This is a genomic window from Ruminococcus turbiniformis, assembly GCF_020687545.1.
Classification (GTDB): domain Bacteria; phylum Bacillota; class Clostridia; order Lachnospirales; family Lachnospiraceae; genus Mediterraneibacter; species Mediterraneibacter turbiniformis.
In genome coordinates this window covers 42214-66707 of record NZ_JAJEQX010000016.1, presented here as the reverse complement: position 1 = coordinate 66707, position 24494 = coordinate 42214, and the positions used below count along the sequence as shown (strand labels likewise).

Genomic DNA, 24494 nt, shown 5'->3' with positions numbered 1-24494 from the left:
GCTTATTATAACACCGGAAGAGCCGGTTTAAAAGAAAAATAAAAAACAAGTGGAAGAAAAAGGCAATAATGAAAACTGTGTGTTGACAACGGGAGACAGATATGGTAAATTAAACATTGCGTTAAGCAAAAAACAAAGTAGAGTATCCACTCTCACCGTAGCACAATCGGGTGACTATCGGTCTGATATTGATGCAGCAGTTTCCGCGCAGTGCGGAGATGTTTTATTGATTGTCGGGTGGATATGATATTCACTCGTTTTTTTGTGTTTTCGCGTGGGAAACCTAAAGGAATTCATTTGACGGAGGTATACGACAATTAGCGATTTAATGATTAACGAGCAGATCAGGGACCGTGAGATCCGCCTGATCAGCGAGAACGGAGAACAGTTGGGGATCATGTCAGCCCGGGAGGCTATGAAAATCGCTCAGGAAGCAGAGCTCGATCTTGTAAAGATCGCGCCGATGGCTAAACCGCCGGTCTGCAAGATCATTGATTACGGTAAGTATAAGTACGAGCAGACAAGAAAGGAAAAAGAGGCGAGAAAGAAGCAGAAGACGGTAGAGATCAAGGAAGTACGTCTTTCGCCGAATATCGACACCAACGATCTGAACACAAAGATCAACAACGCCAGAAAGTTTCTCTCCAAGGGAAACAAGGTGAAGGTGACGCTTCGTTTCCGCGGAAGAGAGATGGCGCACGTACAGCAGAGCAGACACATCCTTGATGACTTCGCTGAGACTCTCTCAGATATTGCGGTTGTGGAAAAGCCGGCAAAAATGGAAGGAAGAGCCATGAGCATGGTTTTGACCGAAAAGCGTTAAGGAAAGTATGTCCGGGATGAATATCCGGTAAGGCAGCACAATAAAGGAGGAAATTATCATGCCAAAAATCAAAACAAACAGAGCGGCAGCAAAGCGCTTCAAAAAAACAGGTACAGGAAAACTGAAAAGAAATAAAGCTTACAAGAGCCATATCTTAACGAAAAAGTCAACGAAGAGAAAAAGAAATCTCAGACAGTCGACAATTACAGATGCAACAAACGTAAAGAACATGAAGAAGGTTTTACCATACCTGTAAAAACAGTTCAGCCATGCAGCGGACGCAGAATTCAGACGGTGTCTGCATGAACCTGGAAGCTGAGCGGAGGAAAGTAAACGGCAGGTATTGCATTTTGATAGGAGGATTAAGAAATGGCAAGAATCAAAGGCGGAATGAACGCTAAGAAGAAACATAACAGAACACTGAAACTGGCGAAAGGATACAGAGGAGCCCGTTCCAAACAGTACAGAGTGGCAAAACAGTCTGTCATGAGAGCTCTCACTTCCTCATACGCGGGAAGAAAGCAGCGCAAGCGTCAGATGAGACAGCTTTGGATCGCACGTATCAACGCTGCTGCAAGAATGAACGGACTGTCTTACAGCAAATTCATGTACGGCCTGAAACTGGCGAACGTTGACATGAACAGAAAGATGCTCGCAGAGCTGGCTGTAAACGACAAGGAAGGATTTGCTACACTGGCAGCTATTGCAAAAGAGAAGGTTGCGTAGTAAAATAAAAACAGAAGCCCGGTCCCGGTTGGGATTCGGGTTTTTCTTTTTATTCGATTAGCGTCGGTGTAAAAAGGAAGAATACGGTCGCTGAAGGGCCGCTCGGAAGGGGAGTGACGAAGAATGGAATGGCATGAAGTAAAAAGGGAGCAGCCTCTGCTGGATGATTCCGGGAAAATCGCGGAACCGGGATGGGCCAGACACCCGGTCTGGAGTTATGAGAGAGAACAGATCGGAGCGTCTGCGTACCGGATCAAAGAGCGAGATCATTATGTTGTGACGGCCGGGGAGTACGGCGCGGCGTTTACCCTGTCGGATTACGGCTATGTGGGGATTCAGTCGGTCAGTTTTTTTCATATCGGGGAGAACTGGGAACACACGGAGACGGTTGTAACACCGCTTCCCATGGGAAAGATGAAGATGCCTTCTTCCTCCGCGGCGGGGGATTCCGTGTTCAGGGACAGCAGATTCCGTCTGGAATTCTGCCTTGATGCGGGCACAAGGGTGATTTCGTGTGATTTTAAGGATTTTTGTGACGGGAAACCGTTCTACTGTGAGATCACGCTGGAAGAGCCGGAGATGGACTCCATAGCTGCGGCGATTCCGGGGGAGGGAAAGTACGGATTCTGCTATGACCGGAAAATCTGCTGCATGAGAGCGGAAGGGTATCTCTCTTTCGGCGGGACGACGTACTGGTTCGATTCGAAACGGGACTGCGGCATGCTTGACTGGAAACGGGGCGTGTTCCCTTATGAGAGCGAGTGGCGGTGGGGCGCCGGCAGTGCTGTGGTTGGGGGACGCCCTTTCGGATTCACTGTTTCGGAGGGATCGAAAGAGGAAAATCCGGGAATCGAAAACATGATTTTCTATGAAGGGAAAGGACATAAGATCGGCGCTGTGAATGTGCATATCCCGGAGGACGGCAGCAGGAAAGCGTGGAGTTTGAGTTCCGGGGACGGAAGGTTTGAAATGGAATTTCAGCCCGGGACAGAGCAGAAGTCGACATTGTCTGCCGCGGTGATCTCGACGGAGATGCACCGGGTGATCGGAAGGATGAAAGGCAGAGCCGTGCTGGATGACGGGAGATTCATTGAACTCAAAGACTTTGTCTGCTTCATGGAAAAAGTCTGCAACAGAGGATAAAAAAGTGTTGACATCTGTGCTGTAACGTGGTAAAGTCTCTTTAAACCGATGAAGGAGAGCAAGTAACTTCAGCGTACTGCTTTACAGAGAGCCGTGGGAGGTGGGAGCACGGCAGGCAAGTGGTGAGGCGAATGGGCTCCGGAGGGCAAGCTGAATATCCGGAATATTCTAAACATCCGGCGAAGCTGAGTGAATTTGAATCAGTTGTCTGCCGGCGGATTAGTAGGCGAGACGGAGAGTGAACTTCGTTAAGAAAACAAGCATATGTCAGTATGCGATGAGTGGATGCAGCATAGTACGCATCAAGCCGGGTGGCACCGCAGGAGTTATCATAAAAGTGTATCATAGCTCTTGTCCCTGCAAATATCAGTTGTATGGGACAAGGGCTTTTTATATTCTCAAGAAAAAGAAATGAGCGCTTTTGTCCCGGGAAGAGAAAGGAGAAGACAAAATGAGCGAAAAGAAAATCCCCTACAAAATCTACCTGGAAGAGAGCGAGATGCCGAAAGCATGGTACAATGTCCGTGCGGATATGAAGAACAAACCCGCGCCGCTTTTAAATCCGGCCACGTTAGAACCTATGACGGCGGAGGAACTGGGCGCTGTTTTCTGCGATGAGCTGGTAAAACAGGAGCTGGACAATGACAACCGCTATATTGAGATACCGGAGAAGATCCGCGACTTTTATAAGATGTACCGCCCGTCGCCGCTTGTGAGGGCGTACTGCCTGGAGGAGAAGCTTCAGACTCCGGCAAAGATTTATTATAAATTCGAAGGAAACAACACGAGCGGAAGCCACAAGCTGAATTCCGCCATCGCCCAGGCTTACTATGCAAAAGACCAGGGACTCAAAGGCGTGACCACAGAGACAGGAGCAGGACAGTGGGGAACCGCGCTTTCCATGGCGTGTGCGTACCTGGATCTTGACTGTAAAGTATACATGGTAAAATGCTCTTACGAGCAGAAACCGTTCCGCAGAGAAGTCATGAGAACTTACGGGGTCAGCGTTACACCTTCTCCGTCGGAGACAACAGAGATCGGAAGGAAGATCCTCGCCGAGCATCCGGGAACATCGGGAAGTCTCGGATGCGCTATCTCCGAGGCGGTAGAGGTGGCAACCCACACGGAAGGGTACAGATATGTGCTCGGAAGTGTATTGAACCAGGTGCTCCTCCACCAGTCGGTTATCGGTGTGGAGACGAAGACGGCCATGGACAAATACGGCATTAAGCCGGACGTGATCATCGGATGCGCCGGCGGCGGATCCAACCTGGGCGGACTGATCTCGCCGTTTATGGGAGAGAAGTTAAGAGGTGAGGCTGATTACCAGTTTATCGCGGTGGAGCCCGCGTCATGCCCGAGCTTCACAAGAGGCGTCTTCGCATATGATTTCTGCGACACCGGAATGGTATGCCCGCTGGCGAAGATGTACACGCTTGGCAGCGGCTTCATCCCGTCGCCGAACCACGCAGGAGGCCTGAGATATCACGGAATGAGCTCGGTTCTCTCTCAGCTTTATCATGACGGATACATGGAGGCCAGATCCGTGGAGCAGACGGAAGTGTTTGAGGCGGCGGAACGGTTCGCGAGAGTGGAGGGAATCCTTCCTGCTCCGGAAAGCAGCCATGCGATTAAAGTTGCCATCGATGAGGCGATGAAGTGCAAAGAAACAGGGGAGGAGAAGACAATTCTCTTCGGACTGACCGGAACGGGATACTTCGATATGTACGCATATGAGAAGTTCCACGACGGAAAGATGAAGGACTACATTCCTTCGGATGAGGACCTGAAAGCGGGATTCGACGGAATTCCGAAATTCCCGGGAAATATGTAAACACAGGGCAGTAAATAAAATATATGTAGAAACAGGACAGTAAAATACAGGCCGCAGATGCCGGAAAGAAAAGGCGTCTGCGGCCTGTGCCTGTACTCTGTGATTTGTATGTTTTTTATTCCTGCTCTGCCTTCTGCCGGTTCTCGTCCTGAAGCTTTTCCATCTGCCCCATAAGAAAGAACACGAGTTCCTGGTTTGTCCGGTTCAGTCTGCCGTACGCGCGGAAGAGATCCATGTTTCTTTCCATATTACGTTCGATATCGATTCGATATTCTGTCGTCATTCTTGAGTCTGACAGCTTCAGTATGTAATCCGCCGACACATGGAAAATTTTCGACAGGTCAACGAGAATATCCGCAGGAAGTGAAGTCTCGCCGTTTTCAATCCGGCTGATCGTCTGCTGGGACACATTGATCATTTCCGCAAGATCTTCCTGGCGTAATCCTTTTTCGATGCGCAGCTCTCTGATCCGATTATCCAATGTACTTCCTCACATCCTCCCAGTATGATAGCGCCGAATTTTCCAGTCTGTACCGGCGCTAGTTTTATTTTAGCGAATAAAACAGGAAGAAATATCCAAATGCAATGTATCGTTGCACTCAGATTCTGGATATTTGAGACGGTGCTCTTTCTGAGCATGGAGGAAAGGGGTACAATAGAAAATAAGCAGAAAGAGCAGCGGAGAGCGAAGAATGAAAAGATTCGCACTCTGCCCGGAGAAACAGATGACAGGAAAAGCAGAAAAATCCATCGGAGAAAATATCCGTCAGCTGCGTATGCAGAAGGGAATCAACCAGTCCGCCCTGGCCTCGGAGCTGAACATCCGCCGACAGACCATATCCGCCTATGAGCGTGGCGTCACTCTGCCGGATATTTTCGTGCTTATAAGAATTGCAGATTTTTTCGGCATTACGCTGGATGAACTGACGGGCAGAAGCATCGGAAAGAGAGAGGGTGAGAGAATAGAAAGAGGCACCGGAAAGAACAGAAGCGCTGAGGAGAAAGGAATGGAAGCAAAGGAGGAAACGCTGTGAAACGGCGGTGTTTTCAGCTGTTTTACCTGTTTTTTATATTTTTTGAATTTTCAAATTTTTTGTAAAATATTACACAATTTTCGAACTTTAGTTTTTTTGAAAATATTTGTTGACTTTTCGGGATTGAGATAGTATTATAACACATGTGGTCAGCACGACAGAGTGCTAACACAACAATCCAATACGGAATGCGGAAGTGTCGGAACTGGCAGACGAGCAAGACTAAGGATCTTGTGACATTCGTGTCGTGTGGGTTCAAGTCCCATCTTCCGCATTAGAGAAAGCCCTGAAGATTCAGAGCTTTTTTCATTTTCACAGAATGAGTTTCATCTGATGGATGAAGCTCATTTTCTGTATTGACATCAACGCTGACATCAACCGTCAGATTCGGCATCAACGATTACTCCACCCGCTCGAAACTGAAAAGTTTGAAAAAAGCACAGCTTAAATAATATTTATGTGTATTTTATGCATTATATGATATAATTACAATAATTTAATGAAACCTGCCAATAATATCAGAATAAGAAGGGTGGAGGAACTGATATGCTGGAAAAAGTAGATCTGTCAAAAAAACTGTCCAAAGAGGAATATAAACAGAAAATGCCTCAGCTTGAAGCACGGCTGGGAAGGCTCCAGAGAGAATGCAAGGCGCTGGAGATTCCGGTTATGATTGTGTTTGAAGGGTTCGGCGCAGCCGGAAAAGGCCTTCAGATCGGCCGCCTGATTCAGAGTATGGACCCGAGAGGGTTTGAAGTCTATCCGATCAAGAACGAGACAGAAGAGGAGCGGATGCATCCGTTCATGTGGAGGTTCTGGACAAAGACTCCGGCGAGAGGCAGGATTGCCATATATGACGGGAGCTGGTACAGAAGAGTTCTGATCGACAGATTCGAGAAGCGGACAAAGGAAAACGAGATGCCCATGGCGTTTCATTCCATCAACTCCTTTGAGCAGCAGCTCTCTGAAGATGGCAGCCTGATCATCAAACTGTTCCTGGATATCGATAAAAAGGAGCAGAAGAAGAGGTTTGACAAGCTGGAAAAGAACAAGGAGACAGCCTGGAGAGTCAGCCAGGGTGACCGGGAGAGAAATGCCAGATATGAGGAGTATGCGGACATGATGGAAGAGATGCTGTTCGCGACAGATACGGACTATGCGCCGTGGACGATTATCGAGGCGACAGACAAAAGATTCGCCGAGCTTAAGATTTATACGACGGTGATCAAGGCGATGGCGGATCAGGTGGAGAAAGTCCGCGGGCTGGCTTTGGAGGCGGAAGAAAAGAAAACCATTGCAGGGGAAACGGATGTGGTCGCAGAGATTGCGCGGCAGACGGGAAATGAGATGAAAGATCTTCAGGTGTCCATTCTCTCGAAAGCAGATCTCACTTTGAGCTGCACGAGGGAAGAGTATAAGGAAAAACTGGACAGGCTTCAGAAAAAGATCGAGAAGCTCCACGGCGAACTCTACCGGAGAAGGATTCCCGTTGTGCTCGGATTTGAGGGCTGGGACGCCGGAGGAAAAGGCGGGGCCATCAAACGGCTGACCGCAAAGATGGATCCCAGAGGATACAGAGTGAATCCCACGGCGTCGCCCAATGACATTGAGAAGGCGCACCATTATCTGTGGCGGTTCTGGAGGGCAATACCGAAAGACGGACACATCGCCATTTTCGACCGCACCTGGTACGGGCGCGTCATGGTGGAACGGATCGAAGGATTCTGTACGGAAGAGGAGTGGAAACGGGCGTACAGGGAGATCAATGACATGGAGAAGGACCTGTATGACGCCGGCGCGGTCGTGATCAAATTCTGGATGCACATTGACCGGGATGAACAGGAGCGCAGATTTAAGGAAAGACAGGAGAATCCGGAAAAACAGTGGAAGATTACAGACGAAGACTGGAGAAACAGGGAGAAATGGGATCTGTACGAGGAGGCGGTCAATGAGATGCTGATGCGCACATCCACTGATTATGCCCCGTGGGTTGTTGTGGAGGGCAATGACAAATACTATGCCCGCATCAAAGTGCTCAAGACGGTTGTGGACGCCATTGAGAAGCGGATCAAAGAGAAGTAGGAAGAAGTGAGAATGACAATGACGATGACGATCAGAGAGCAGCTCGAGGAACGGGAAACAGAGTACCTGAGCAGATATGCCACGTTAAGCCGTGAATCAAAGGGGCGCTTAAAAGACGAGCCCCAGTGCGATATCCGCCCTGTTTTCCAGCGCGACAGAGACCGCATCCTGCACTGCAAGGCGTTCCGCAGACTCAAGCAGAAGACGCAGGTGTTTCTTCTGCCGAAAGGGGATCATTACCGGACCCGCCTGACCCACACGCTGGAAGTTTCGCAGAACGCAAGGACGATCGCAAAGGCGCTGCGCTTAAACGAAGATCTTGTGGAGGCCATTGCCCTGGGCCATGACCTGGGGCATACGCCCTTCGGACACGCCGGGGAGAGAGCACTGAATACGGTTTATCATTTTTCACATCAGGTACAGAGCCTGCGGGTGGTGGACTGTATTGAGAAGGAGGGGCGCGGCCTGAATCTGACGTGGGAAGTCAGGGACGGAATTTTAAACCACCAGACAGCGGGGCATCCTGCCACGCTGGAAGGCCAGGTGGTCCGGCTCTCCGACAAGCTGGCGTATATCTATCACGATATGGATGATGCGATCCGGGGCGGGATTCTGACCGAGGATGACATTCCCGCCGATCTGCGCGCCGTGCTTGGCAATTCCTGCCGGGAGCGGCTCAACACGCTTGTGCACGACGTGATCACGAACAGTATGGAGCGTCCGGAGATCTGCATGTCCCCGCGGGTGGAAAAGGCCATGTCGGATCTGAGAGCGTTTATGTTTGAGAATGTGTACTTAAACCCGAAGGCAAAGGGGGAGGAAGACAAGGCGGTACATATGGTCGAACAGCTCTATGACTATTATATGAAGCATCCGGATGCGCTCCCGGAACAGTTTAAAAAGGCGCTTGCACATCCCGGCGTGAGCCTGGAACAGACCGTGTGCGACCACATTGCGGGGATGACGGATTCCTACGCTGTGAAGAAGTTCCAGGACTATTTTGTCCCCGAAGCATGGAAGATCTGAAAGCATGACAGCGTCAGTGTACAGGGGCGTATTGTCCCCCTGTACACTGACGCTGATTTAAAAATATGGAAAATTTAAAAAAATAAAGGAAAGAAAGAAGTTTTGTCGAATATAAATAATAGGGTATTCTTTTTGGAGGCAGAACATGTACTATTCCGATGAGCTGATTGAAGAGATAAGGACAAGAAATGATATAGTAGATGTGATATCCGGGTATGTCCGGCTGCAGAAAAAGGGCAGTTCCTATTTCGGGCTCTGTCCGTTCCACAATGAAAAATCACCGTCTTTTTCCGTCAGCAGGCAGAAACAGATGTACTACTGTTTCGGATGCGGCGCGGGCGGCAATGTATATACATTTCTCATGGAATATGAGAATTTTTCTTTTGTGGAGGCGGTGAAATTTCTGGCGGACCGTGCCGGGATTGAGCTTCCTGAGATGGAATACTCGAAAGAGGCAAAGGAAAAGGCAGACTTAAAGGCGTCTATTCTGGAGGTAAACAAGACGGCTGCAAAATACTTTTACGTGCAGCTGAAATCGGAGAGAGGAAAACAGGCCTATACATATCTGAAAAACAGAGAACTGTCTGATGAGACAATCACGGCGTTCGGGCTTGGATATTCCAACAAGTACAGTGACGATCTCTATAAGTACCTCAGGCAGAAGGGCTACAGCGAGGATCTGATCCGCCAGGCCGGACTGATCAATACGGACGAGAAACAGGGTGTGTACGACAAGTTCTGGAACCGGGTGATCTTTCCGATCATGGATGTGAACAGCCGGGTGATCGGGTTCGGCGGCCGTGTGATGGGGGATGCGAAACCGAAGTATTTGAATTCTCCTGAGACCGCAGTGTTCGATAAGAGCCGGAACCTGTACGGGCTGAACCGGGCGAGAACGTCCAAGAAACCGTATTTCCTCCTGTGCGAGGGGTATATGGATGTGATCTCCCTGCACCAGGCGGGATTTACAAACGCAGTGGCTTCGCTTGGAACCGCGCTCACCCCCGGGCACGCTTCCCTGATCAAACGCTATGTGAAGGAAGTCTACCTTACATATGACAGTGATGAGGCGGGCACGCGCGCAGCCTTACGGGCCGTCCCCATACTGAGAGACGCGGGAATCACGGCAAAAGTGGTGCGGATGGACCCGTACAAGGACCCGGATGAGTTTATCAAAAACCTGGGAGCCGAAGAGTATGAAAAGCGGATCGGCCAGGCGAGAAACGGGTTCATGTTCACGCTGGAGACGTTGGAGAAGAACTACGACATGAATTCCCCTGAGGGAAAAACAGCCTTTTTAAGAGAGGCAGCGGGAAGACTGGCGGAGTTCGAGGACGAACTTGAGCGGGACAATTACACGGAGGCGGTCGCGTCGGCTTACAGAGTCAGTGTTGACAGTCTGAAAAAGCTTGTCGTGAAGATGGCGGTCAGCGCCGGAATGGCGCGGCCCTCAGAGCGTCCGAAACGGGCGGAAGGGGCAAAGGCGGCCGGGACGAAGGGAACGAAGGAAGACGGAATTCTTACGTCCCAGAAGGCGCTTCTCACCTGGATGATCGAGGATGAAACCCACTTTTCAAAGATCAGCAGACTGATCAGTCCGGATGATTTTACCGGGGAAATTTACAGAACCGTTGCGCAGCTCCTTTTTGAGCAGCATGAGAACGGTGAGCTGAACCCGGCCAGAATACTGGATCACTTTACCGGTGAGGAGGAGCACAGGGAAGCCGCGTCTCTGTTCCATACAAGGATCAGGGAACTCAGGACAAAGGAAGAGGAGGAGCAGGCGTTAAAAGATATTATACTGCGGGTGAAAAGCCACAGTATCGATGTCCGGACAATGAACCTGGATCCTGCGGACATGGCGGGACTTCAGCACCTGATGGAAGAAAAGCGGAAGCTGGAGGACCTGAAAGCACTGCATATTTCTATTGATTGAGGATAAAATAAAACAAGACAGCCTGCGCGGGCGCGCCGGCAGAGGAAGGATGGACACATGGAAGAAAACGCACAGAAATTTCTGGAAAGAATGAATGAACTCGTTGCAATGGGTAAGAAAAAGAAAAGCATACTCGATGTTCAGGAGATCAATGACTTCTTTACAGACATGGAACTGACAACAGAGCAGATGGAGAAGGTGTTTGACTACCTCGAGGCAAACAACATCGACGTACTGCGCATCAGCGGAGATATCGACGATGAGGCGGATATGGATCTGGATGACATCATATCCGATGAGGAAGAGGTGGATATGGAGAATATCGATCTCTCAGTTCCCGAGGGTGTGAGCATTGAAGATCCGGTTCGGATGTATTTAAAAGAGATCGGAAAAGTCCCCCTTCTGAGCGCGGAGCGCGAGATTGAGCTTGCCAAGAGAATGGAAGAGGGAGACGAGGACGCCAAGAAAGAACTGGCGGAGGCGAACCTGCGTCTTGTTGTGAGCATCGCGAAGCGGTATGTGGGAAGAGGAATGCTCTTTCTCGACCTGATCCAGGAGGGAAATCTGGGTCTTATCAAGGCTGTGGAGAAGTTTGACTATCACAAGGGATACAAGTTCAGTACTTACGCTACATGGTGGATCCGCCAGGCAATCACCCGCGCAATCGCGGACCAGGCGAGAACGATCCGTATTCCGGTGCATATGGTGGAGACGATCAACAAGCTGATCCGGGTGTCCAGACAGCTTCTCCAGGAGCTGGGAAGAGAGCCCCTGCCGGAGGAGATCGCAAAGGAACTGGACATGCCTGTGGACCGTGTGCGTGAGATCCTGAAGATCTCCCAGGAGCCGGTGTCTCTGGAAACACCCATTGGTGAGGAGGAGGACAGCCACCTGGGCGACTTTATCCAGGACGACAATGTGCCGGTTCCGGCAGAGGCTGCCGCGCAGACGCTCTTAAAAGAGCAGCTTGACGAGGTGCTCGACACGCTGACGGAGAGAGAGCAGAAAGTACTGCGTCTCCGCTTCGGAATGAATGACGGGCGTGCCCGCACTCTGGAGGAAGTGGGCAAGGAGTTCGACGTGACCAGAGAGCGTATCCGTCAGATCGAGGCGAAGGCGCTGAGAAAGCTCCGTCATCCGAGCAGAAGCAGAAAACTCCGGGATTATCTGGACTGACGCGGGAGAAAATACAGTATGGAATTATCGATAAGACTTCAGGCGGTCGCAGACCTTGTGACCGCCGGATTCCGTCTGGCGGATATCGGCACGGACCACGCCTATATTCCCATTTATCTGGCGGAGAGAGGGAAGATCCCCGGCGCGGTGGCAATGGACGTGAACCGCGGCCCGCTTCAGAAAGCGCGGGAGAATATCGCGGAGCACGGACTTTCCGGGCGGATCGACACAAGGCTCTCCGACGGGTTTGCCTCGCTTCAGGAGGGAGAGTGTGAGTCCGCGGTGATCGCCGGTATGGGCGGTCCCCTTATGATCCGCATCCTGAAAGAAGGACTCGGTGTGGTGAACACGTTGAAAGAATGTATTCTCCAGCCCCAGTCCGAGATCGAAAAAATGAGAGCCTTTCTTTTAGAGGAAGGTTTTTTCTTTATAAAAGAAAATATGGTGGAGGAGAGCGGAAAGTACTATCCTATGATGAAAGTGCTGCCCCCGGCCGAAGCCGCGAGGCGGCGGGAAAACGCGGCGGCAAATGTGGCGGCAAACGCGGCGTCAGACAGCAGCGGTGCGGAAAGCGGCGCCGGATCCTGCGAGAAAGCGGGAGCAGAGAAGGATGCGCCGGCGAAGGCAGACAACGGTATGGAAATGTGGGATGATGTACAGCTCAGATACGGCAGGCTCCTTCTTGAGAGCAGAAACCCTGTGCTTCGGGAGTATCTGGAAAAGGAGACAGAACTGAAGGAAAATCTGCTGAAAAAACTGGAACATGCAGAAAACGGGCGGGCTCTGAAACGGAAGGAAGAGCTGGCCGGGGAACTTGAATGCGTGCGGAAAGGGATGAAATACTATGAAATGCAGTGAGATTATCCGGGTGATCGAGGCGTCCTACCCGAGGGAAGCGGCGCTTGATTTTGACAATGTGGGGCTTTTGGCTGGCAGAACTGACCGGGAAGTCTCCCGGGTGTATATTGCCCTGGACGCCACAGACGCGGTGATCGAGGAGGCGGCTGCGTGGGGAGCAGACATGCTCATTACCCATCACCCGCTGATTTTCTCCCCGCTTAAGAGGGTGACGGATGAGGACTTTGTGTCGAGAAGAGTGCTGAAGCTGATACAAAACGATATCTCTTACTATGCCATGCACACAAACTATGACGTGCTTGGCATGGCGGATCTCGCAAAGAGAAAGCTGGGGCTTAAAGATGCGAAAGTTCTCGATGTGACAATGGAAAAGGACGGCCTCCCCGAGGGAATCGGGCGGATCGGAGAGCTGGAAAAAGAGATGACTCTTGAGGAATGCTGCGTCTATATCAAACATAAACTGAATCTGGGAAGCCTGAAAGTATTCGGAGACATGGAGAAGAAAGTGAAAAGGCTTGCCATATCTCCGGGTTCGGGCAAGTCGGCCGTGGGGCCTGCATTGGCAAAGGGCGCGGACGTCCTCGTGACAGGGGATATCGGGCACCATGACGGGCTGGATGCGGTGGAGCAGAATCTTGCGGTGATCGATGCCGGCCATTACGGAACAGAATATATTTTTATCGAGGATATGAGGCAGTTCCTTGCGGAAAAGCTGCCCGTGCTCGAAGTCGGAACGGCTCCGGTCGTTCATCCTTTTCAGGTGATTTAGGAGGAAGCAGATGGCAGAAAAGTTATGCAGAGTGACTATAGGCGGTGAGACGAGAGAATACAGGGCGGGAACAACTTACAGAGAGATCGCGGAGGAGGTACAGCCCCGGTACGAGCATCAGATTGTGCTTGTGTTTGAGGGAGAGTATCATCTTCAGGAACTGGCAAAGACGGTACAGGAAGACTGTGAGCTTACGTTTGTCACAACGGCGGACCCGATCGGGCATGCCGCCTACAAAAGAAGCATGTGCTTTCTGCTTGTAAAGGCGGTTCACGATGTGGCCGGGCACGACCGGATCGAGCGTGTGCGCATCCACTTTTCACTGGACAAGGGCTACTACTGTACTGTGGAGGGGGATGTGAAACTGACAGAAGAGTTCCTGGACAAAGTCTCAAAGCGGATGCATGAACTCTCAGACGCGAAAATCCCGCTCAAAAAGAGGAGCGTACACACGGATGACGCCCTCGAGCTCTTCCACAGGCACGGAATGTACGACAAGGAGAGACTCTTTGAATACCGGAGAGTCTCAAAGGTGAATATATACAGCATCAACGAGTTTGAAGATTATTTCTACGGATATATGGTGCCGGACGCGGGATGCCTGAAATACTTCTCCCTCCACCTCTACGGCGGGGGATTTGTGATTCAGATGCCGGCAAAAGAACGTCCGGAGGAGGTGCCGGATTTCTGTGCAAGTCCGAAGCTCTTCCGTGTGCTCAAAGAGTCTGTGCAGTGGGGAGACTGCCAGGAGATCGACACGGTAGGCGCCCTGAACGACATGATTACCCGGGGGGATATGCGGGAGGTGGTGCTCGTGCAGGAAGCCCACCAGGAGCGCCAGATCGGAGAAATCGCAAAGCAGATCTCAGAGCGGGGCAACATCCGCTTCGTTCTTGTTGCGGGACCGTCCTCTTCGGGAAAGACGACGTTCTCACACAGACTGTCCATCCAGCTCCGGGTCAATGGGCTGAAGCCTCATCCGATTGCGGTGGACAATTATTTCGTGGACCGTGAACACACGCCGAGAGACAGCGAAGGAAACTATGACTTTGAATGCCTGGAGGCGATTGACATTGAGAAGTTTAATGAAGACATGCAGGCGCTTCTCAACGGAGAGAGCGTATATCTTCCTGTGTTTGACTTCAAAACCGGGAAACGGAAGTATGAGAGCCGGCCGAAACGGCTGGGTGAGAACGATATCCTTGTGATCGAGGGGATTCACTGCCTGAATCCGAAACTTACGGAGTACATGGATGATGCGAACAAATTCAAAATCTATATCAGCGCACTGACCCAGCTCAATATTGATGAACACAACCGTATCCCGTCCACGGACGGACGTCTGATCCGGAGGCTTGTCCGGGATGCGCGCACGAGAGGAGCGTCCGCTTCAAAGACCATCTCCATGTGGCCATCCGTAAGGCGCGGGGAGGAAAGAAACATCTTCCCCTTCCAGGAGGAAGCGGATGTGATGTTCAATTCTTCGCTTCTCTATGAGCTGGCTGTGCTCAAACAGTATGTGGAGCCGCTTCTCTTTGGAGTTGACAAGGATACGGAGGAATATCTGGAGGCGAAGCGCCTTCTGAAATTTTTCGACTACTTTGTAGGCATCGGAAGCGAGTATGTGCCGACAAACTCTCTGTTAAGAGAGTTCATCGGCGGAGGCTGCTTCCGTGTCTGAGCCCGTGTGTGCGCCATAGACTTTCTTTATGTTTTCCATGCGGCTGCACATGTTCTGCAGAAGAAGATCCGCGATGGTAAGCGCGGTCATGGCCTCCACGACAACAACCGCACGGGGGACGATGACCGGATCGTGTCTTCCGACGACGCGCATCCGGACATTCTCCCCGTCGGTGTTTACGGTGCTCTGTTCTCTGGAGATGGAGGAAGTCGGCTTTACAGCCGCACGGAGAACGAGGCGGGAGCCGTCGCTTAATCCGCCCAGCGTACCGCCGGCGTGGTTGCTTTTCTTGCGGATGACGCCGCCTTCTGAGAAAAACGGGTCATTGTTCCGGCTTCCGACGGAGGAGGCAGCGGCAAAACCGTCGCCGATCTCCACGCCTTTCACCGCTCCGATGGACATGACGGCGCGGGCGAGCATGGCGTCCAGCTTGTCGAATACGGGTTCACCGATTCCGACCGGCAGTCCGTCTGCGGTACACTCGATGATGCCGCCGCAGGAATCCGTCTCCGCCATCAGGGAGGAGATGTATTCCCCTGCTTTTTCTGCTGTTTTTCTGTTCGGCATATAGAGGCTGTTCTCTTCGATCTCTTCAAAGTGATAATCCTTTTCGTCAATTTCATATGGACCGATGGATTTCGTGTAGGCCCGGACCGAGATGCCGAGTTCCTTTAAAAGAAGGGAAGCAACTGCACCTGCGGCCACCCGGCCGATTGTTTCACGGCCTGAGGAACGCCCGCCGCCGCGGTAGTCGCGGATCCCGTATTTTTCCGTGAACGGATAGTCAGCATGTCCCGGCCGGAATGTGGAAGCAATATTTCCGTAATCGCGGGAGCGCTGATCCTGATTGCGCACGAGAAGGGAGATGGGTGTGCCCGTTGTCACTCCCTCGAACACGCCGGAGAGGATCTCCACGGAGTCCGACTCGTTTCTCTTTGTTGTGTATTTGCTCTGCCCCGGTTTCCTCCGGTCAAGGTATCTCTGAATCTCGTTTTCAGTCAGCGGGATTCCGGCGGGGCATCCGTCGATGACGACACCGATTCCCGCGCCGTGAGATTCACCCCATGTTGTGATGCTGAATATTTTTCCAAATGATGAACCGCTCATTGATAGTCTCCTTTCTGTCTGCCCGGAATCTGCCGCAAAACAGCAGCGCCGGGGAACGTGATAGACGTTCAGAAAACATTATATAGGAAGAAATGTCTGATGACAAGAGCGGAGAAATTCCCATTTTTTAAAATTGTTTGAAGATTATATTATTTCCTGTACTTTTCATGAGAATCGTACTATAATGTTGCCGAGATGCTGAAAAAGGAGAGTTGATGAACTGATGAGCAGAGACGAGATCAGGAAATCTGACATACATCAGGATAAAACAGAGGGGGAAGAACTGTTCCTGAATGAGACCGGGGAAGAGAAGGAAGGCCCGGAAGGCAGCGGGACTGCGTATGACGCGGAAGACGAAATCGTATACAACGCTGAGGATGATGAAATCGCATATGACGGGGATGATGAAATCGCATATGACGGGGACGATGAAAGCGCATATGATGAGGACGGCGAACCCGCATATGATCCTGAGACGGATGAGAGCGAAGAAGAGACTGCAGAGGACCGTGCCGGAGCATACAGAGAACAGCCGGGAAGAAAAATGAAGAACAGAAGACGAAGAAACAGAAGAAAAGGCGGGAAACGCACGATTCCCAGGAAGCCGCTGATTATTGCAGGAAGCATTGCCGGCGCCCTGCTTGTGATTTATCTGGGAGTTTCCGCGTTCTTTATCAGTCACTTCTACATAAATACGTCCATCAACGGAAAGGATTTTTCCGGCGCGACGGCGGCTGAGGTAGAAGAGTACTTGAGAAGCCAGGTGGACGGCTATGAGCTTACACTGGTGGAGAAGGACGGAGTGACTGACGTAATCAAAGGCAGTGATATCTCTCTTCAGTACAAGGAAAATTCAGATATTCAGGATGCGCTTGAGGCGCAGAATCCGCTGCTGTGGATCACGTCGCTGTTTTCAAAGACAAATACCGATGTGACCATTGACGTAGAGTACGATCAGGGAGAACTGACGCAGAAGATCCAGGAAATCCAGGCGGTGACGCAGGAGCAGACGGACCCGGTGTCCGCATATCCGAAGTTTGACGGTGAGTCTTTTGTGGTGGAGCCGGAAGTCTACGGGACTGCAGTGGATGTTGACGCACTGACATCAAAGATCAAAGAGTATATTACAGAGTTCAGAACAAGCCTTGATATGATGGAGGAAGAGTGCTACAAGATGCCTCAGTATACATCCGAGTCTCCGGAAGTGCAGGAAGCGTGCGACGTTATGAACCAGTACTGCAAGGCGAGCGTGACATATACGATGACAGAAAATGTGGTGGTGGACAAGGCGCTGATCTCCACCTGGCTTACTTATGATGAGAACATGCAGGTGTCCTTAAATCAGGACGCGGTGAGAGAGTGGATGCGCCAGTTCGGTTCAACCTATGATACGGTCGGGGCGACAAGGACGATCACCACGCCGACCGGAAAGACGGCTCAGGTGTCAGGAGGCACATACGGCTGGTCCATCGACGAGGAGACAGAGACGCAGAACCTGATCGCCAGCATTCAGAACGGGGAAGTGGTGACCAGAGAGCCGGCCTATGCCCAGACGGCGGCGTCCCATTCTGCCCAGGACTGGGGCACGACCTATCTCGAGGTGGATCTGTCGACCCAGCATATGTGGTATATTGTGGACGGAAGCATTGCACTTGAGACAGACGTGGTGACAGGGCTTCCGGCAGACAACAGACAGACGCCCGAGGGAGTGTATGATATCCTCTACACTGAGAGAAACGCGACGCTTAAGGGCGAGATAAATCCCAGTACGGGAAAACCGATCTACGAGACGCCGGTTTCCTACTGGATGCCGTTTACGTGGCAGGGACACGGATTCCACGACGCCAACTGGCAGTCCTCGTTCGGCGGGTCACGCTATCAGACAGCGGGATCCCACGGATGCGTGAACATGCCGGTTGACCAGGCGGGGGCGCTGTTTAACATGCTCAGCGCGGGGACGCCGGTTGTGATTCACTACTAACCGAAGATGATGCAGACAGGGAAATATAACGAAACAGAACGAAGATGAAGATAAGGAAATATGAGGGAGACATCAATGTATGAACTGCTGAAAAAAGACGGGAAGGCAAAGCGCGGACGCCTTCACACGGTGCATGGAACGATCGAGACACCGGTCTTCATGAACGTGGGAACGGCCGCGGCCATCAAGGGCGCCGTCTCGACGGATGATCTCAGACAGATCAAAACCCAGGTGGAGCTGTCCAACACATACCATCTCCATGTGCGCCCGGGGGATGAGATTGTGAAAAAGCTGGGCGGGCTTCACCGTTTTATGAACTGGGACAGGCCGATTCTGACGGATTCCGGGGGATTCCAGGTGTTTTCGCTTGCCTCTCTGAGAAAGATCAAAGAGGAGGGCGTGCATTTTAACTCCCATATCGACGGGAGAAAGATTTTCATGGGGCCGGAGGAGAGCATGCAGATTCAGTCCAACCTTGCCTCCACGATTGCAATGGCCTTTGACGAGTGTCCGCCCAGCACGGCGGACCGGAAATATATCGGAAACTCCGTGGACCGGACGGCGCGCTGGCTGAAGCGCTGCAAGGACGAGATGGCAAGGCTGAACTCCCTGCCGGATACGATCAATCCCCATCAGCTCCTCTTCGGGATTAACCAGGGGGGCATCTACGAGGATATCCGGATTGAACACGCGCAGAAGATTACGGAACTTGATCTGGACGGATACGCGGTGGGCGGCCTTGCGGTCGGAGAGAGCCACGAGGAGATGTACCGGATTCTGGATGCGGTTGTGCCCCATCTGCCGGAGAAGAAACCCACCTATCTGATGGGTGTGGGAACGCCGGCGAATATACTCGAGGCGGTGGACAGAGGCGTGGACTTTTTCGACTGTGTTTACCCCTCCCGAAACGGCCGCCACGGCCACGTGTATACCAATCACGGGAAAATGAACCTGTTCAACGCGAAATATGAGCTGGACGAGCGCCCCATTGAGGAGGGGTGCGGGTGTCCGGCCTGCAGAAGCTACAGCCGCGCCTATATCCGGCACCTGCTCAAGGCAAAGGAGATGCTCGGAATGCGGCTCTGTGTTCTTCACAATCTGTATTTCTACAACACGATGATGGAGGAGATCCGGGACGCCATCGACGCAGGAGAGTACCAGTCATATAAGAAGAAAAAACTGGAAGGGCTCTCGGGACGATAAAATAGGCCCGGAAGCGCTGTTTTTTCAAAAAGATACTTGAAGAATATCCTATTTTTGTGTATAGTAATCTTATTGTCGGATAGAAAGTCAGGAGGAATATAGTTATGGATATGATAAGCATGCTTATAGTGTGGATCGCTGTTCTGGCCCTGATGTGGTTCCTTCTTATGCGTCCTCAGAAAAAGGAGCAGAAGAGAGTTCAGGCGATGCTGGCATCCATGGAAGTGGGAGATACGGCTCTGACGACAAGCGGTTTCTACGGCGTGATCATCGATATCACGGACGAGGATGTAATCGTTGAGTTCGGAAACAACAAGAACTGCCGTATTCCGATGCAGAAAGCGGCGATCGCTCAGATTGAAAAACCGAATGCGGAATAATCCAAAAGAATCCGGAGAAAAGCTGTTCGTGTGACGGAGGGCTTCTCTCCGGATTTTTCATCCGAATTTTACAGAGCGCCCTCTGTTTTTTGACTCAGATACTTGAAACGCACCATGAAATGAGGTATGATTAAAAGTAATATTTTATATGTGGAAGGATGAACGGATATGGAGATGAAGATCGGTGTGATAAAAGGGGATGGAATCGGCCCTGAGATCGTGGACGAGGCGATGAAAGTGCTCGACCGGGTTGCGGAGGTTTACGGACATTCCCTTTCCTATACGCAGCTTCTGATGGGGGGCGCTTCAATTGATGTAAACGGGGTTCCGCTGACTGACGAGACGCTTGCGGCGGCGAAAGAAAGCGATGCCGTGCTCATGGGTTCCATCGGCGGGGACGCGAAGACTTCCCCCTGGTATAAGCTGGAGCCCTCAAAACGTCCGGAGGCAGGACTCTTAAGCCTGCGGAAAGGGCTCAACCTTTTTGCAAATTTGCGTCCCGCAGTTCTCTACAGCGAGCTTAAGGGGGCATGTCCGCTGAAAGAAGAGATCGCGGAGAAAGGCTTTGACATGATGATCATGCGCGAGCTCACAGGCGGCCTCTATTTTGGAAAGAGAAGCACGGAGAAAGAGAACGGCATGCTCGTGGCGAGAGATGAGCTTACATACAGCGAGGAGGAGATCCGCAGAATCGCGAAGCGCGGATTTGACATTGCCATGAAGCGCAGGAAGAAAGTCACAAGCGTTGACAAGGCCAATGTTCTCGACTCGTCCAGACTCTGGAGAAAAGTCGTGGAGGAAGTAGCAGAGGATTACCCGGAAGTAAAGCTTGAGCATATGCTTGTGGACAACTGCGCCATGCAGCTTGTGAAAGACCCGGCCCAGTTTGACGTGATACTTACAGAGAACATGTTTGGAGACATTCTTTCCGATGAGGCGAGCATGGTGACCGGATCCATCGGAATGCTGGCAAGCGCAAGCTTAAATGAGACGAAGTTCGGGCTTTACGAGCCGAGCGGCGGCTCCGCGCCGGACATCGCGGGCAAGGGAATCGCGAATCCCATCGCGACGATCCTGTCCGCGGCCATGATGCTCCGCTATTCCTTTGATCTTGACCGGGAGGCGGATGCGATCGAGAACGCGGTTGAGCGCGTGTTACAAGACGGATACAGAACGGTTGACATTATGTCGGAAGGAATGACACAGATCGGAACAAAAGAAATGGGAGACCGGATCTGTTCTTATATCGGCTGAAAGGCCAGACCGGGGAAATCCGGACCGGGACAGCCGGGAGGATGAACCGGGAAAAAGAAAAACGAGAAAGAGAGGAATGAAATATGAGAAGTGATACAGTGACAAAAGGCACGCAGCAGGCGCCCCACCGTTCCCTGTTTAACGCCCTTGGAATGACAGAGGAGGAACTTTCCCGCCCGCTGATTGGAGTGGTCAGCTCCTACAACGAGATTGTGCCGGGGCATATGAATCTTGACAAGATCACAGAGGCAGTCAAGATGGGTGTCGCAATGGCGGGGGGAACTCCGATTATGGTTCCGGCCATCGCCGTGTGTGACGGAATCGCAATGGGACACATCGGAATGAAATATTCCCTTGTGACAAGAGATCTGATTGCAGACTCCACAGAGGCGCTTGCCATGGCGCACCAGTTCGACGGACTGGTCATGATCCCCAACTGCGACAAAAACGTGCCCGGACTTCTGATGGCGGCGGCCAGAGTGAACATCCCGACAGTGTTTGTCAGCGGCGGCCCCATGCTTGCAGGACACGTAAAGGGACAGAAGACGAGTCTTTCCAGTATGTTTGAGGCGGTCGGCGCCCACGCGGCAGGAAAGATCGACGACGCAGAGCTCTGCGAGTTCGAGAACAAGGCATGTCCTACCTGCGGATCATGTTCCGGTATGTACACGGCGAACAGCATGAACTGTCTGACCGAGGCGCTGGGCATGGGACTCCGCGGAAACGGAACGATCCCGGCGGTCTACTCCGCAAGACTGCAGCTTGCGAAACATGCGGGAATGCAGGTGATGGAACTTGTGAGAAAGAATATCCGTCCGAGAGACATCATGACAGAGGACGCGATCTTAAACGCGCTGACAGTGGATATGGCGCTTGGATGCTCTACAAACAGCATGCTTCATCTTCCAGCCATCGCTCACGAGATCGGCATGGATTTTGAGATTGACTTTGCGAACACAATCAGTGCCAAGACGCCGAACCTGTGTCATCTTGCTCCGGCAGGGCATACATATATTGAGGACTTAAACGAGGCGGGAGGCGTGTACGCCGTGATGAATGAGCTGAACAAGAAAGGGCTCATCAACACAGAGTGCATGACTGTAACAGGAAAGACGATCGGGGAGAATATTAAGGGATGCGAGAACTTGAATCCCGAGGTGATCCGCCCCATCGACAATCCGTACAGCGAGACAGGCGGACTTGCGGTGCTCAAAGGAAACCTGGCTCCCGACGGAAGCGTGGTGAAGCGCTCCGCTGTGTGCGACGAGATGCTTGTCCATGAAGGACCGGCCCGGATCTTTGAGAGCGACGAGGAGGCAACAGAGGCCATCAAGACTGGAAAGATCAACCCGGGCGATGTGATTGTCATCCGCTACGAGGGACCGAAAGGCGGCCCCGGCATGCGTGAGATGTTAAACCCCACGTCTGCCATTGCGGGATACGGACTTGGATCTACGGTTGCCCTGATCACGGACGGCCGCTTCAGCGGCGCGTCCAGAGGCGCGTCCATCGGCCATGTATCGCCGGAGGCGGCGGTGGGAGGACCCATCGCGCTTGTGGAAGAAGGCGATATCATCAAGATCAATATTCCGGAGCTGAAATTAGAGCTTGACATTTCCGATGAGGAGATGGCTGCAAGAAAGGCGAAGTGGCAGCCGAGAGAGCCCAAGGTGAACACAGGATATCTGGCGAGATACGCGGCCATGGTGACCTCAGGAAACCGGGGGGCAATCCTGGAGGTGCCGGGAAAGAAATAAAGAACAGCGGAGGAAGTACAGCATGCAGTTAAACGGATCTGAGATAGTAATAGAATGCCTGAAAGAGCAGGGCGTGGATACCGTGTTCGGCTATCCCGGCGGCGCCATATTAAACGTATATGACGAGCTCTACAAACACCGGGATGAGATCCGCCATATTCTGACCTCCCACGAACAGGGAGCGTCTCATGCGGCGGACGGGTACGCGCGTGCCACCGGAAAAGTGGGCGTGTGTCTGGCTACGAGCGGGCCGGGCGCGACTAACCTTGTGACAGGCATTGCAACGGCTTATATGGATTCCATCCCGATTGTGGCGATCACCTGCAATGTGGGCGTGTCGCTTCTTGGAAAAGACAGTTTCCAGGAGATTGACATTACAGGAATTACGATGCCGATTACAAAATACAGTTTTATTGTAAAAGACGTGACAAAACTGGCGGACACGATAAGAAAGGCGTTCCGGATCGCAAGAACCGGACGCCCGGGCCCTGTGCTCGTGGATATTCCAAAAGACGTCACGGCGGCGGTGACAGAGTATGAGAGAGAAGAGCTTGGCAAAGTCACTCCTGACATCTCACAGGTGAGTGACGAGGGAATTTCCCGCGCGCTCTCCATGCTGGAATCCGCGGAGCGTCCCTATGTCTTCGTTGGCGGAGGCGCGGTGCTCTCCGGTGCCAGCGAGGAGATCCGGGAGTTTGTCCGGAAGCTGGACGCGCCGGTTGCGGATACGCTCATGGGGAAGGGAGCTTTTCCGGGAACCGATTCCCACTATACGGGAATGCTTGGAATGCACGGGACAAAGACGTCCAACTACGGAGTCAGCGAGTGTGATCTGCTTGTCGTGCTGGGATCCAGGTTCAGCGACCGTGTGACGGGAAACACGGAGACTTTCGCAAAGAACGCGAAGATCCTTCAGATCGATATCGATCCCGTAGAGATCAATAAAAACGTGATTGTCACGGAAGAGATTGTCGGAGATATCCGGGAAGTATTAAAGATCATCAACAGGAATTTAAAACAGCAGGATCATTCCGAGTGGCTTGAGAAGATACAGCAGTACAAGGAAAAGTACCCTCTTAAATACCATACGGACGCACTGACAGGTCCGTTTGTGGTGGAGGAGATTTACCGGCAGACAAAAGGGGACGCTCTGATTGTTACGGAAGTGGGGCAGCACCAGATGTGGGCCGCGCAGTATTACAGGTTTACAAAGCCGCGTACCCTTCTCACATCCGGAGGTCTGGGAACTATGGGATACGGCCTCGGAGCCGCCATGGGAGCGAAGGTCGGCTGTCCGGAGAAGACCGTCGTGAACATCGCCGGGGACGGCTGTCTGCGCATGAACATGAATGAACTTGCCACAGCGGTGAGACATAATATCCCGGTTATTGAAGTGGTGATCAACAATCATGTACTCGGTATGGTGCGCCAGTGGCAGGATCTTTTCTACGATGAAAGGTATTCCGCTACCGTGCTGCGGGATGCCGTGGACTTTGTGAAGATGGCCGAAGCTATGGGAGCCGAGGGAATCCGCGCAGAGTCGCAGGAGGAATTCCGGGAGGCGTTTGCGAAGGCGCTGACGCTGAATAAGCCGGTGCTGATCGACTGTCAGATCGACAGCGATGACAAAGTGTGGCCAATGGTTGCCCCGGGGGCTGATATCAAAGAGGCCTTCGACGAGGATGACCTGAAAAATAAATAATGACCTATTTTCAAGATGAAGC

21 protein-coding genes and 1 tRNA gene are annotated in these 24494 nt (G+C 51.9%); 20 read left to right on the top strand and 2 right to left on the bottom strand.

The genetic code is table 11. From position 1 onward, the window contains the following. Nucleotides 1–328: 328 nt before the first annotated feature. The 5 genes from infC to LKD70_RS10060 all read left to right on the top strand — a co-directional run bounded on the left by infC (nucleotide 329) and on the right by LKD70_RS10060 (nucleotide 4526). Nucleotides 329–823, top strand: coding sequence for a translation initiation factor IF-3 (gene infC / locus LKD70_RS10080; protein ID WP_227707900.1), 495 nt, complete (start codon nucleotides 329–331; stop codon nucleotides 821–823). 58 nt (nucleotides 824–881) lie between these two features. After that, nucleotides 882–1079: a 50S ribosomal protein L35 gene (rpmI, locus tag LKD70_RS10075; protein WP_004846382.1), complete on the top strand. Its 198-nt coding sequence runs from the start codon at nucleotides 882–884 to the stop codon at nucleotides 1077–1079. Between the two features lie 113 nt (nucleotides 1080–1192). After that, nucleotides 1193–1549, top strand: coding sequence for a 50S ribosomal protein L20 (gene rplT / locus LKD70_RS10070; protein WP_227707899.1), 357 nt, complete (start codon nucleotides 1193–1195; stop codon nucleotides 1547–1549). A 123-nt stretch (nucleotides 1550–1672) separates the two neighbouring features. Further along, nucleotides 1673–2692 (top strand): DUF2804 domain-containing protein, encoded by a 1020-nt coding sequence (locus LKD70_RS10065; protein WP_227707898.1) that lies wholly within the window; start codon nucleotides 1673–1675, stop codon nucleotides 2690–2692. A gap of 451 nt (nucleotides 2693–3143) precedes the next feature. Beyond that, nucleotides 3144–4526, top strand: a complete 1383-nt coding sequence (locus LKD70_RS10060) for a TrpB-like pyridoxal phosphate-dependent enzyme (RefSeq protein ID WP_227707897.1) — start codon at nucleotides 3144–3146, stop codon at nucleotides 4524–4526. A gap of 115 nt (nucleotides 4527–4641) precedes the next feature. Here the strand turns inward: LKD70_RS10060 and LKD70_RS10055 are convergent, their stop codons facing one another. Then, nucleotides 4642–5007: a helix-turn-helix domain-containing protein gene (locus LKD70_RS10055; protein ID WP_227707896.1), complete on the bottom strand. Its 366-nt coding sequence runs from the start codon at nucleotides 5005–5007 to the stop codon at nucleotides 4642–4644. Between the two features lie 211 nt (nucleotides 5008–5218). On the opposite strand from LKD70_RS10055, the gene LKD70_RS10050 reads away from it, so the two are divergent. The 9 genes from LKD70_RS10050 to LKD70_RS10010 all read left to right on the top strand — a co-directional run bounded on the left by LKD70_RS10050 (nucleotide 5219) and on the right by LKD70_RS10010 (nucleotide 15088). Further along, nucleotides 5219–5560, top strand: coding sequence for a helix-turn-helix domain-containing protein (locus LKD70_RS10050; RefSeq protein WP_227707895.1), 342 nt, complete (start codon nucleotides 5219–5221; stop codon nucleotides 5558–5560). Between the two features lie 190 nt (nucleotides 5561–5750). Next, nucleotides 5751–5834, top strand: a tRNA-Leu gene (locus tag LKD70_RS10045). Nucleotides 5835–6106: 272 nt separating this feature from the next. After that, nucleotides 6107–7642, top strand: coding sequence for a polyphosphate:AMP phosphotransferase (gene pap, locus LKD70_RS10040; RefSeq protein WP_227707894.1), 1536 nt, complete (start codon nucleotides 6107–6109; stop codon nucleotides 7640–7642). A gap of 24 nt (nucleotides 7643–7666) precedes the next feature. After that, nucleotides 7667–8668, top strand: coding sequence for a deoxyguanosinetriphosphate triphosphohydrolase (locus tag LKD70_RS10035; protein ID WP_227707916.1), 1002 nt, complete (start codon nucleotides 7667–7669; stop codon nucleotides 8666–8668). A 145-nt stretch (nucleotides 8669–8813) separates the two neighbouring features. Beyond that, complete coding sequence (gene dnaG / locus LKD70_RS10030; RefSeq protein WP_227707893.1) at nucleotides 8814–10604, top strand: DNA primase; 1791 nt, start codon at nucleotides 8814–8816, stop codon at nucleotides 10602–10604. A gap of 57 nt (nucleotides 10605–10661) precedes the next feature. Then, on the top strand, nucleotides 10662–11780 hold the full coding sequence (gene rpoD / locus LKD70_RS10025; protein ID WP_227707892.1) for an RNA polymerase sigma factor RpoD: 1119 nt from the start codon (nucleotides 10662–10664) through the stop codon (nucleotides 11778–11780). Between the two features lie 18 nt (nucleotides 11781–11798). Next, nucleotides 11799–12638, top strand: coding sequence for a class I SAM-dependent methyltransferase (locus LKD70_RS10020; protein WP_227707891.1), 840 nt, complete (start codon nucleotides 11799–11801; stop codon nucleotides 12636–12638). Then, complete coding sequence (locus LKD70_RS10015) at nucleotides 12625–13407, top strand: Nif3-like dinuclear metal center hexameric protein (protein ID WP_227707890.1); 783 nt, start codon at nucleotides 12625–12627, stop codon at nucleotides 13405–13407. The genes LKD70_RS10020 and LKD70_RS10015 overlap by 14 nt, the downstream gene beginning before the upstream one ends. A 10-nt stretch (nucleotides 13408–13417) precedes the next feature. Next, entirely contained in the window at nucleotides 13418–15088 is a 1671-nt protein-coding gene (locus LKD70_RS10010; RefSeq protein ID WP_227707889.1) for a nucleoside kinase, read from the top strand. On the opposite strand, the gene aroC is transcribed toward LKD70_RS10010, so the two are convergent. After that, nucleotides 15050–16195, bottom strand: a complete 1146-nt coding sequence (aroC, locus tag LKD70_RS10005; RefSeq protein WP_227707888.1) for a chorismate synthase — start codon at nucleotides 16193–16195, stop codon at nucleotides 15050–15052. The two genes, LKD70_RS10010 and aroC, sit on opposite strands and share 39 nt — an antisense overlap. A 223-nt stretch (nucleotides 16196–16418) precedes the next feature. Here aroC and LKD70_RS10000 point away from each other — a divergent pair, with 223 nt between their 5' ends. The 6 genes from LKD70_RS10000 to ilvB all read left to right on the top strand — a co-directional run bounded on the left by LKD70_RS10000 (nucleotide 16419) and on the right by ilvB (nucleotide 24472). Further along, complete coding sequence (locus tag LKD70_RS10000) at nucleotides 16419–18176, top strand: L,D-transpeptidase family protein (RefSeq protein ID WP_320442600.1); 1758 nt, start codon at nucleotides 16419–16421, stop codon at nucleotides 18174–18176. Between the two features lie 75 nt (nucleotides 18177–18251). Further along, on the top strand, nucleotides 18252–19379 hold the full coding sequence (tgt, locus tag LKD70_RS09995; RefSeq protein WP_227707887.1) for a tRNA guanosine(34) transglycosylase Tgt: 1128 nt from the start codon (nucleotides 18252–18254) through the stop codon (nucleotides 19377–19379). 104 nt (nucleotides 19380–19483) lie between these two features. Continuing rightward, complete coding sequence (gene yajC, locus LKD70_RS09990; RefSeq protein ID WP_456115014.1) at nucleotides 19484–19759, top strand: preprotein translocase subunit YajC; 276 nt, start codon at nucleotides 19484–19486, stop codon at nucleotides 19757–19759. Between the two features lie 168 nt (nucleotides 19760–19927). Further along, entirely contained in the window at nucleotides 19928–21013 is a 1086-nt protein-coding gene (leuB, locus tag LKD70_RS09985; protein WP_227707886.1) for a 3-isopropylmalate dehydrogenase, read from the top strand. A gap of 83 nt (nucleotides 21014–21096) precedes the next feature. After that, nucleotides 21097–22770, top strand: coding sequence for a dihydroxy-acid dehydratase (gene ilvD / locus LKD70_RS09980; RefSeq protein ID WP_227707885.1), 1674 nt, complete (start codon nucleotides 21097–21099; stop codon nucleotides 22768–22770). Between the two features lie 22 nt (nucleotides 22771–22792). Next, nucleotides 22793–24472: a biosynthetic-type acetolactate synthase large subunit gene (gene ilvB / locus LKD70_RS09975; protein WP_227707884.1), complete on the top strand. Its 1680-nt coding sequence runs from the start codon at nucleotides 22793–22795 to the stop codon at nucleotides 24470–24472. Nucleotides 24473–24494 lie beyond the last annotated feature (22 nt).

Coding starts and splice junctions, on each gene's coding strand:
- infC (WP_227707900.1), top strand. CDS start 329: ATGATTAACGAGCAGATCAGGGACCGTGAGATCCGCCTGATCAGCGAG.
- rpmI (WP_004846382.1), top strand. CDS start 882: ATGCCAAAAATCAAAACAAACAGAGCGGCAGCAAAGCGCTTCAAAAAA.
- rplT (WP_227707899.1), top strand. CDS start 1,193: ATGGCAAGAATCAAAGGCGGAATGAACGCTAAGAAGAAACATAACAGA.
- LKD70_RS10065 (WP_227707898.1), top strand. CDS start 1,673: ATGGAATGGCATGAAGTAAAAAGGGAGCAGCCTCTGCTGGATGATTCC.
- LKD70_RS10060 (WP_227707897.1), top strand. CDS start 3,144: ATGAGCGAAAAGAAAATCCCCTACAAAATCTACCTGGAAGAGAGCGAG.
- LKD70_RS10050 (WP_227707895.1), top strand. CDS start 5,219: ATGAAAAGATTCGCACTCTGCCCGGAGAAACAGATGACAGGAAAAGCA.
- pap (WP_227707894.1), top strand. CDS start 6,107: ATGCTGGAAAAAGTAGATCTGTCAAAAAAACTGTCCAAAGAGGAATAT.
- LKD70_RS10035 (WP_227707916.1), top strand. CDS start 7,667: ATGACGATCAGAGAGCAGCTCGAGGAACGGGAAACAGAGTACCTGAGC.
- dnaG (WP_227707893.1), top strand. CDS start 8,814: ATGTACTATTCCGATGAGCTGATTGAAGAGATAAGGACAAGAAATGAT.
- rpoD (WP_227707892.1), top strand. CDS start 10,662: ATGGAAGAAAACGCACAGAAATTTCTGGAAAGAATGAATGAACTCGTT.
- LKD70_RS10020 (WP_227707891.1), top strand. CDS start 11,799: ATGGAATTATCGATAAGACTTCAGGCGGTCGCAGACCTTGTGACCGCC.
- LKD70_RS10015 (WP_227707890.1), top strand. CDS start 12,625: ATGAAATGCAGTGAGATTATCCGGGTGATCGAGGCGTCCTACCCGAGG.
- LKD70_RS10010 (WP_227707889.1), top strand. CDS start 13,418: ATGGCAGAAAAGTTATGCAGAGTGACTATAGGCGGTGAGACGAGAGAA.
- aroC (WP_227707888.1), bottom strand. CDS start 16,195: ATGAGCGGTTCATCATTTGGAAAAATATTCAGCATCACAACATGGGGT.
- LKD70_RS10000 (WP_320442600.1), top strand. CDS start 16,419: ATGAGCAGAGACGAGATCAGGAAATCTGACATACATCAGGATAAAACA.
- tgt (WP_227707887.1), top strand. CDS start 18,252: ATGTATGAACTGCTGAAAAAAGACGGGAAGGCAAAGCGCGGACGCCTT.
- yajC (WP_456115014.1), top strand. CDS start 19,484: ATGGATATGATAAGCATGCTTATAGTGTGGATCGCTGTTCTGGCCCTG.
- leuB (WP_227707886.1), top strand. CDS start 19,928: ATGGAGATGAAGATCGGTGTGATAAAAGGGGATGGAATCGGCCCTGAG.
- ilvD (WP_227707885.1), top strand. CDS start 21,097: ATGAGAAGTGATACAGTGACAAAAGGCACGCAGCAGGCGCCCCACCGT.
- ilvB (WP_227707884.1), top strand. CDS start 22,793: ATGCAGTTAAACGGATCTGAGATAGTAATAGAATGCCTGAAAGAGCAG.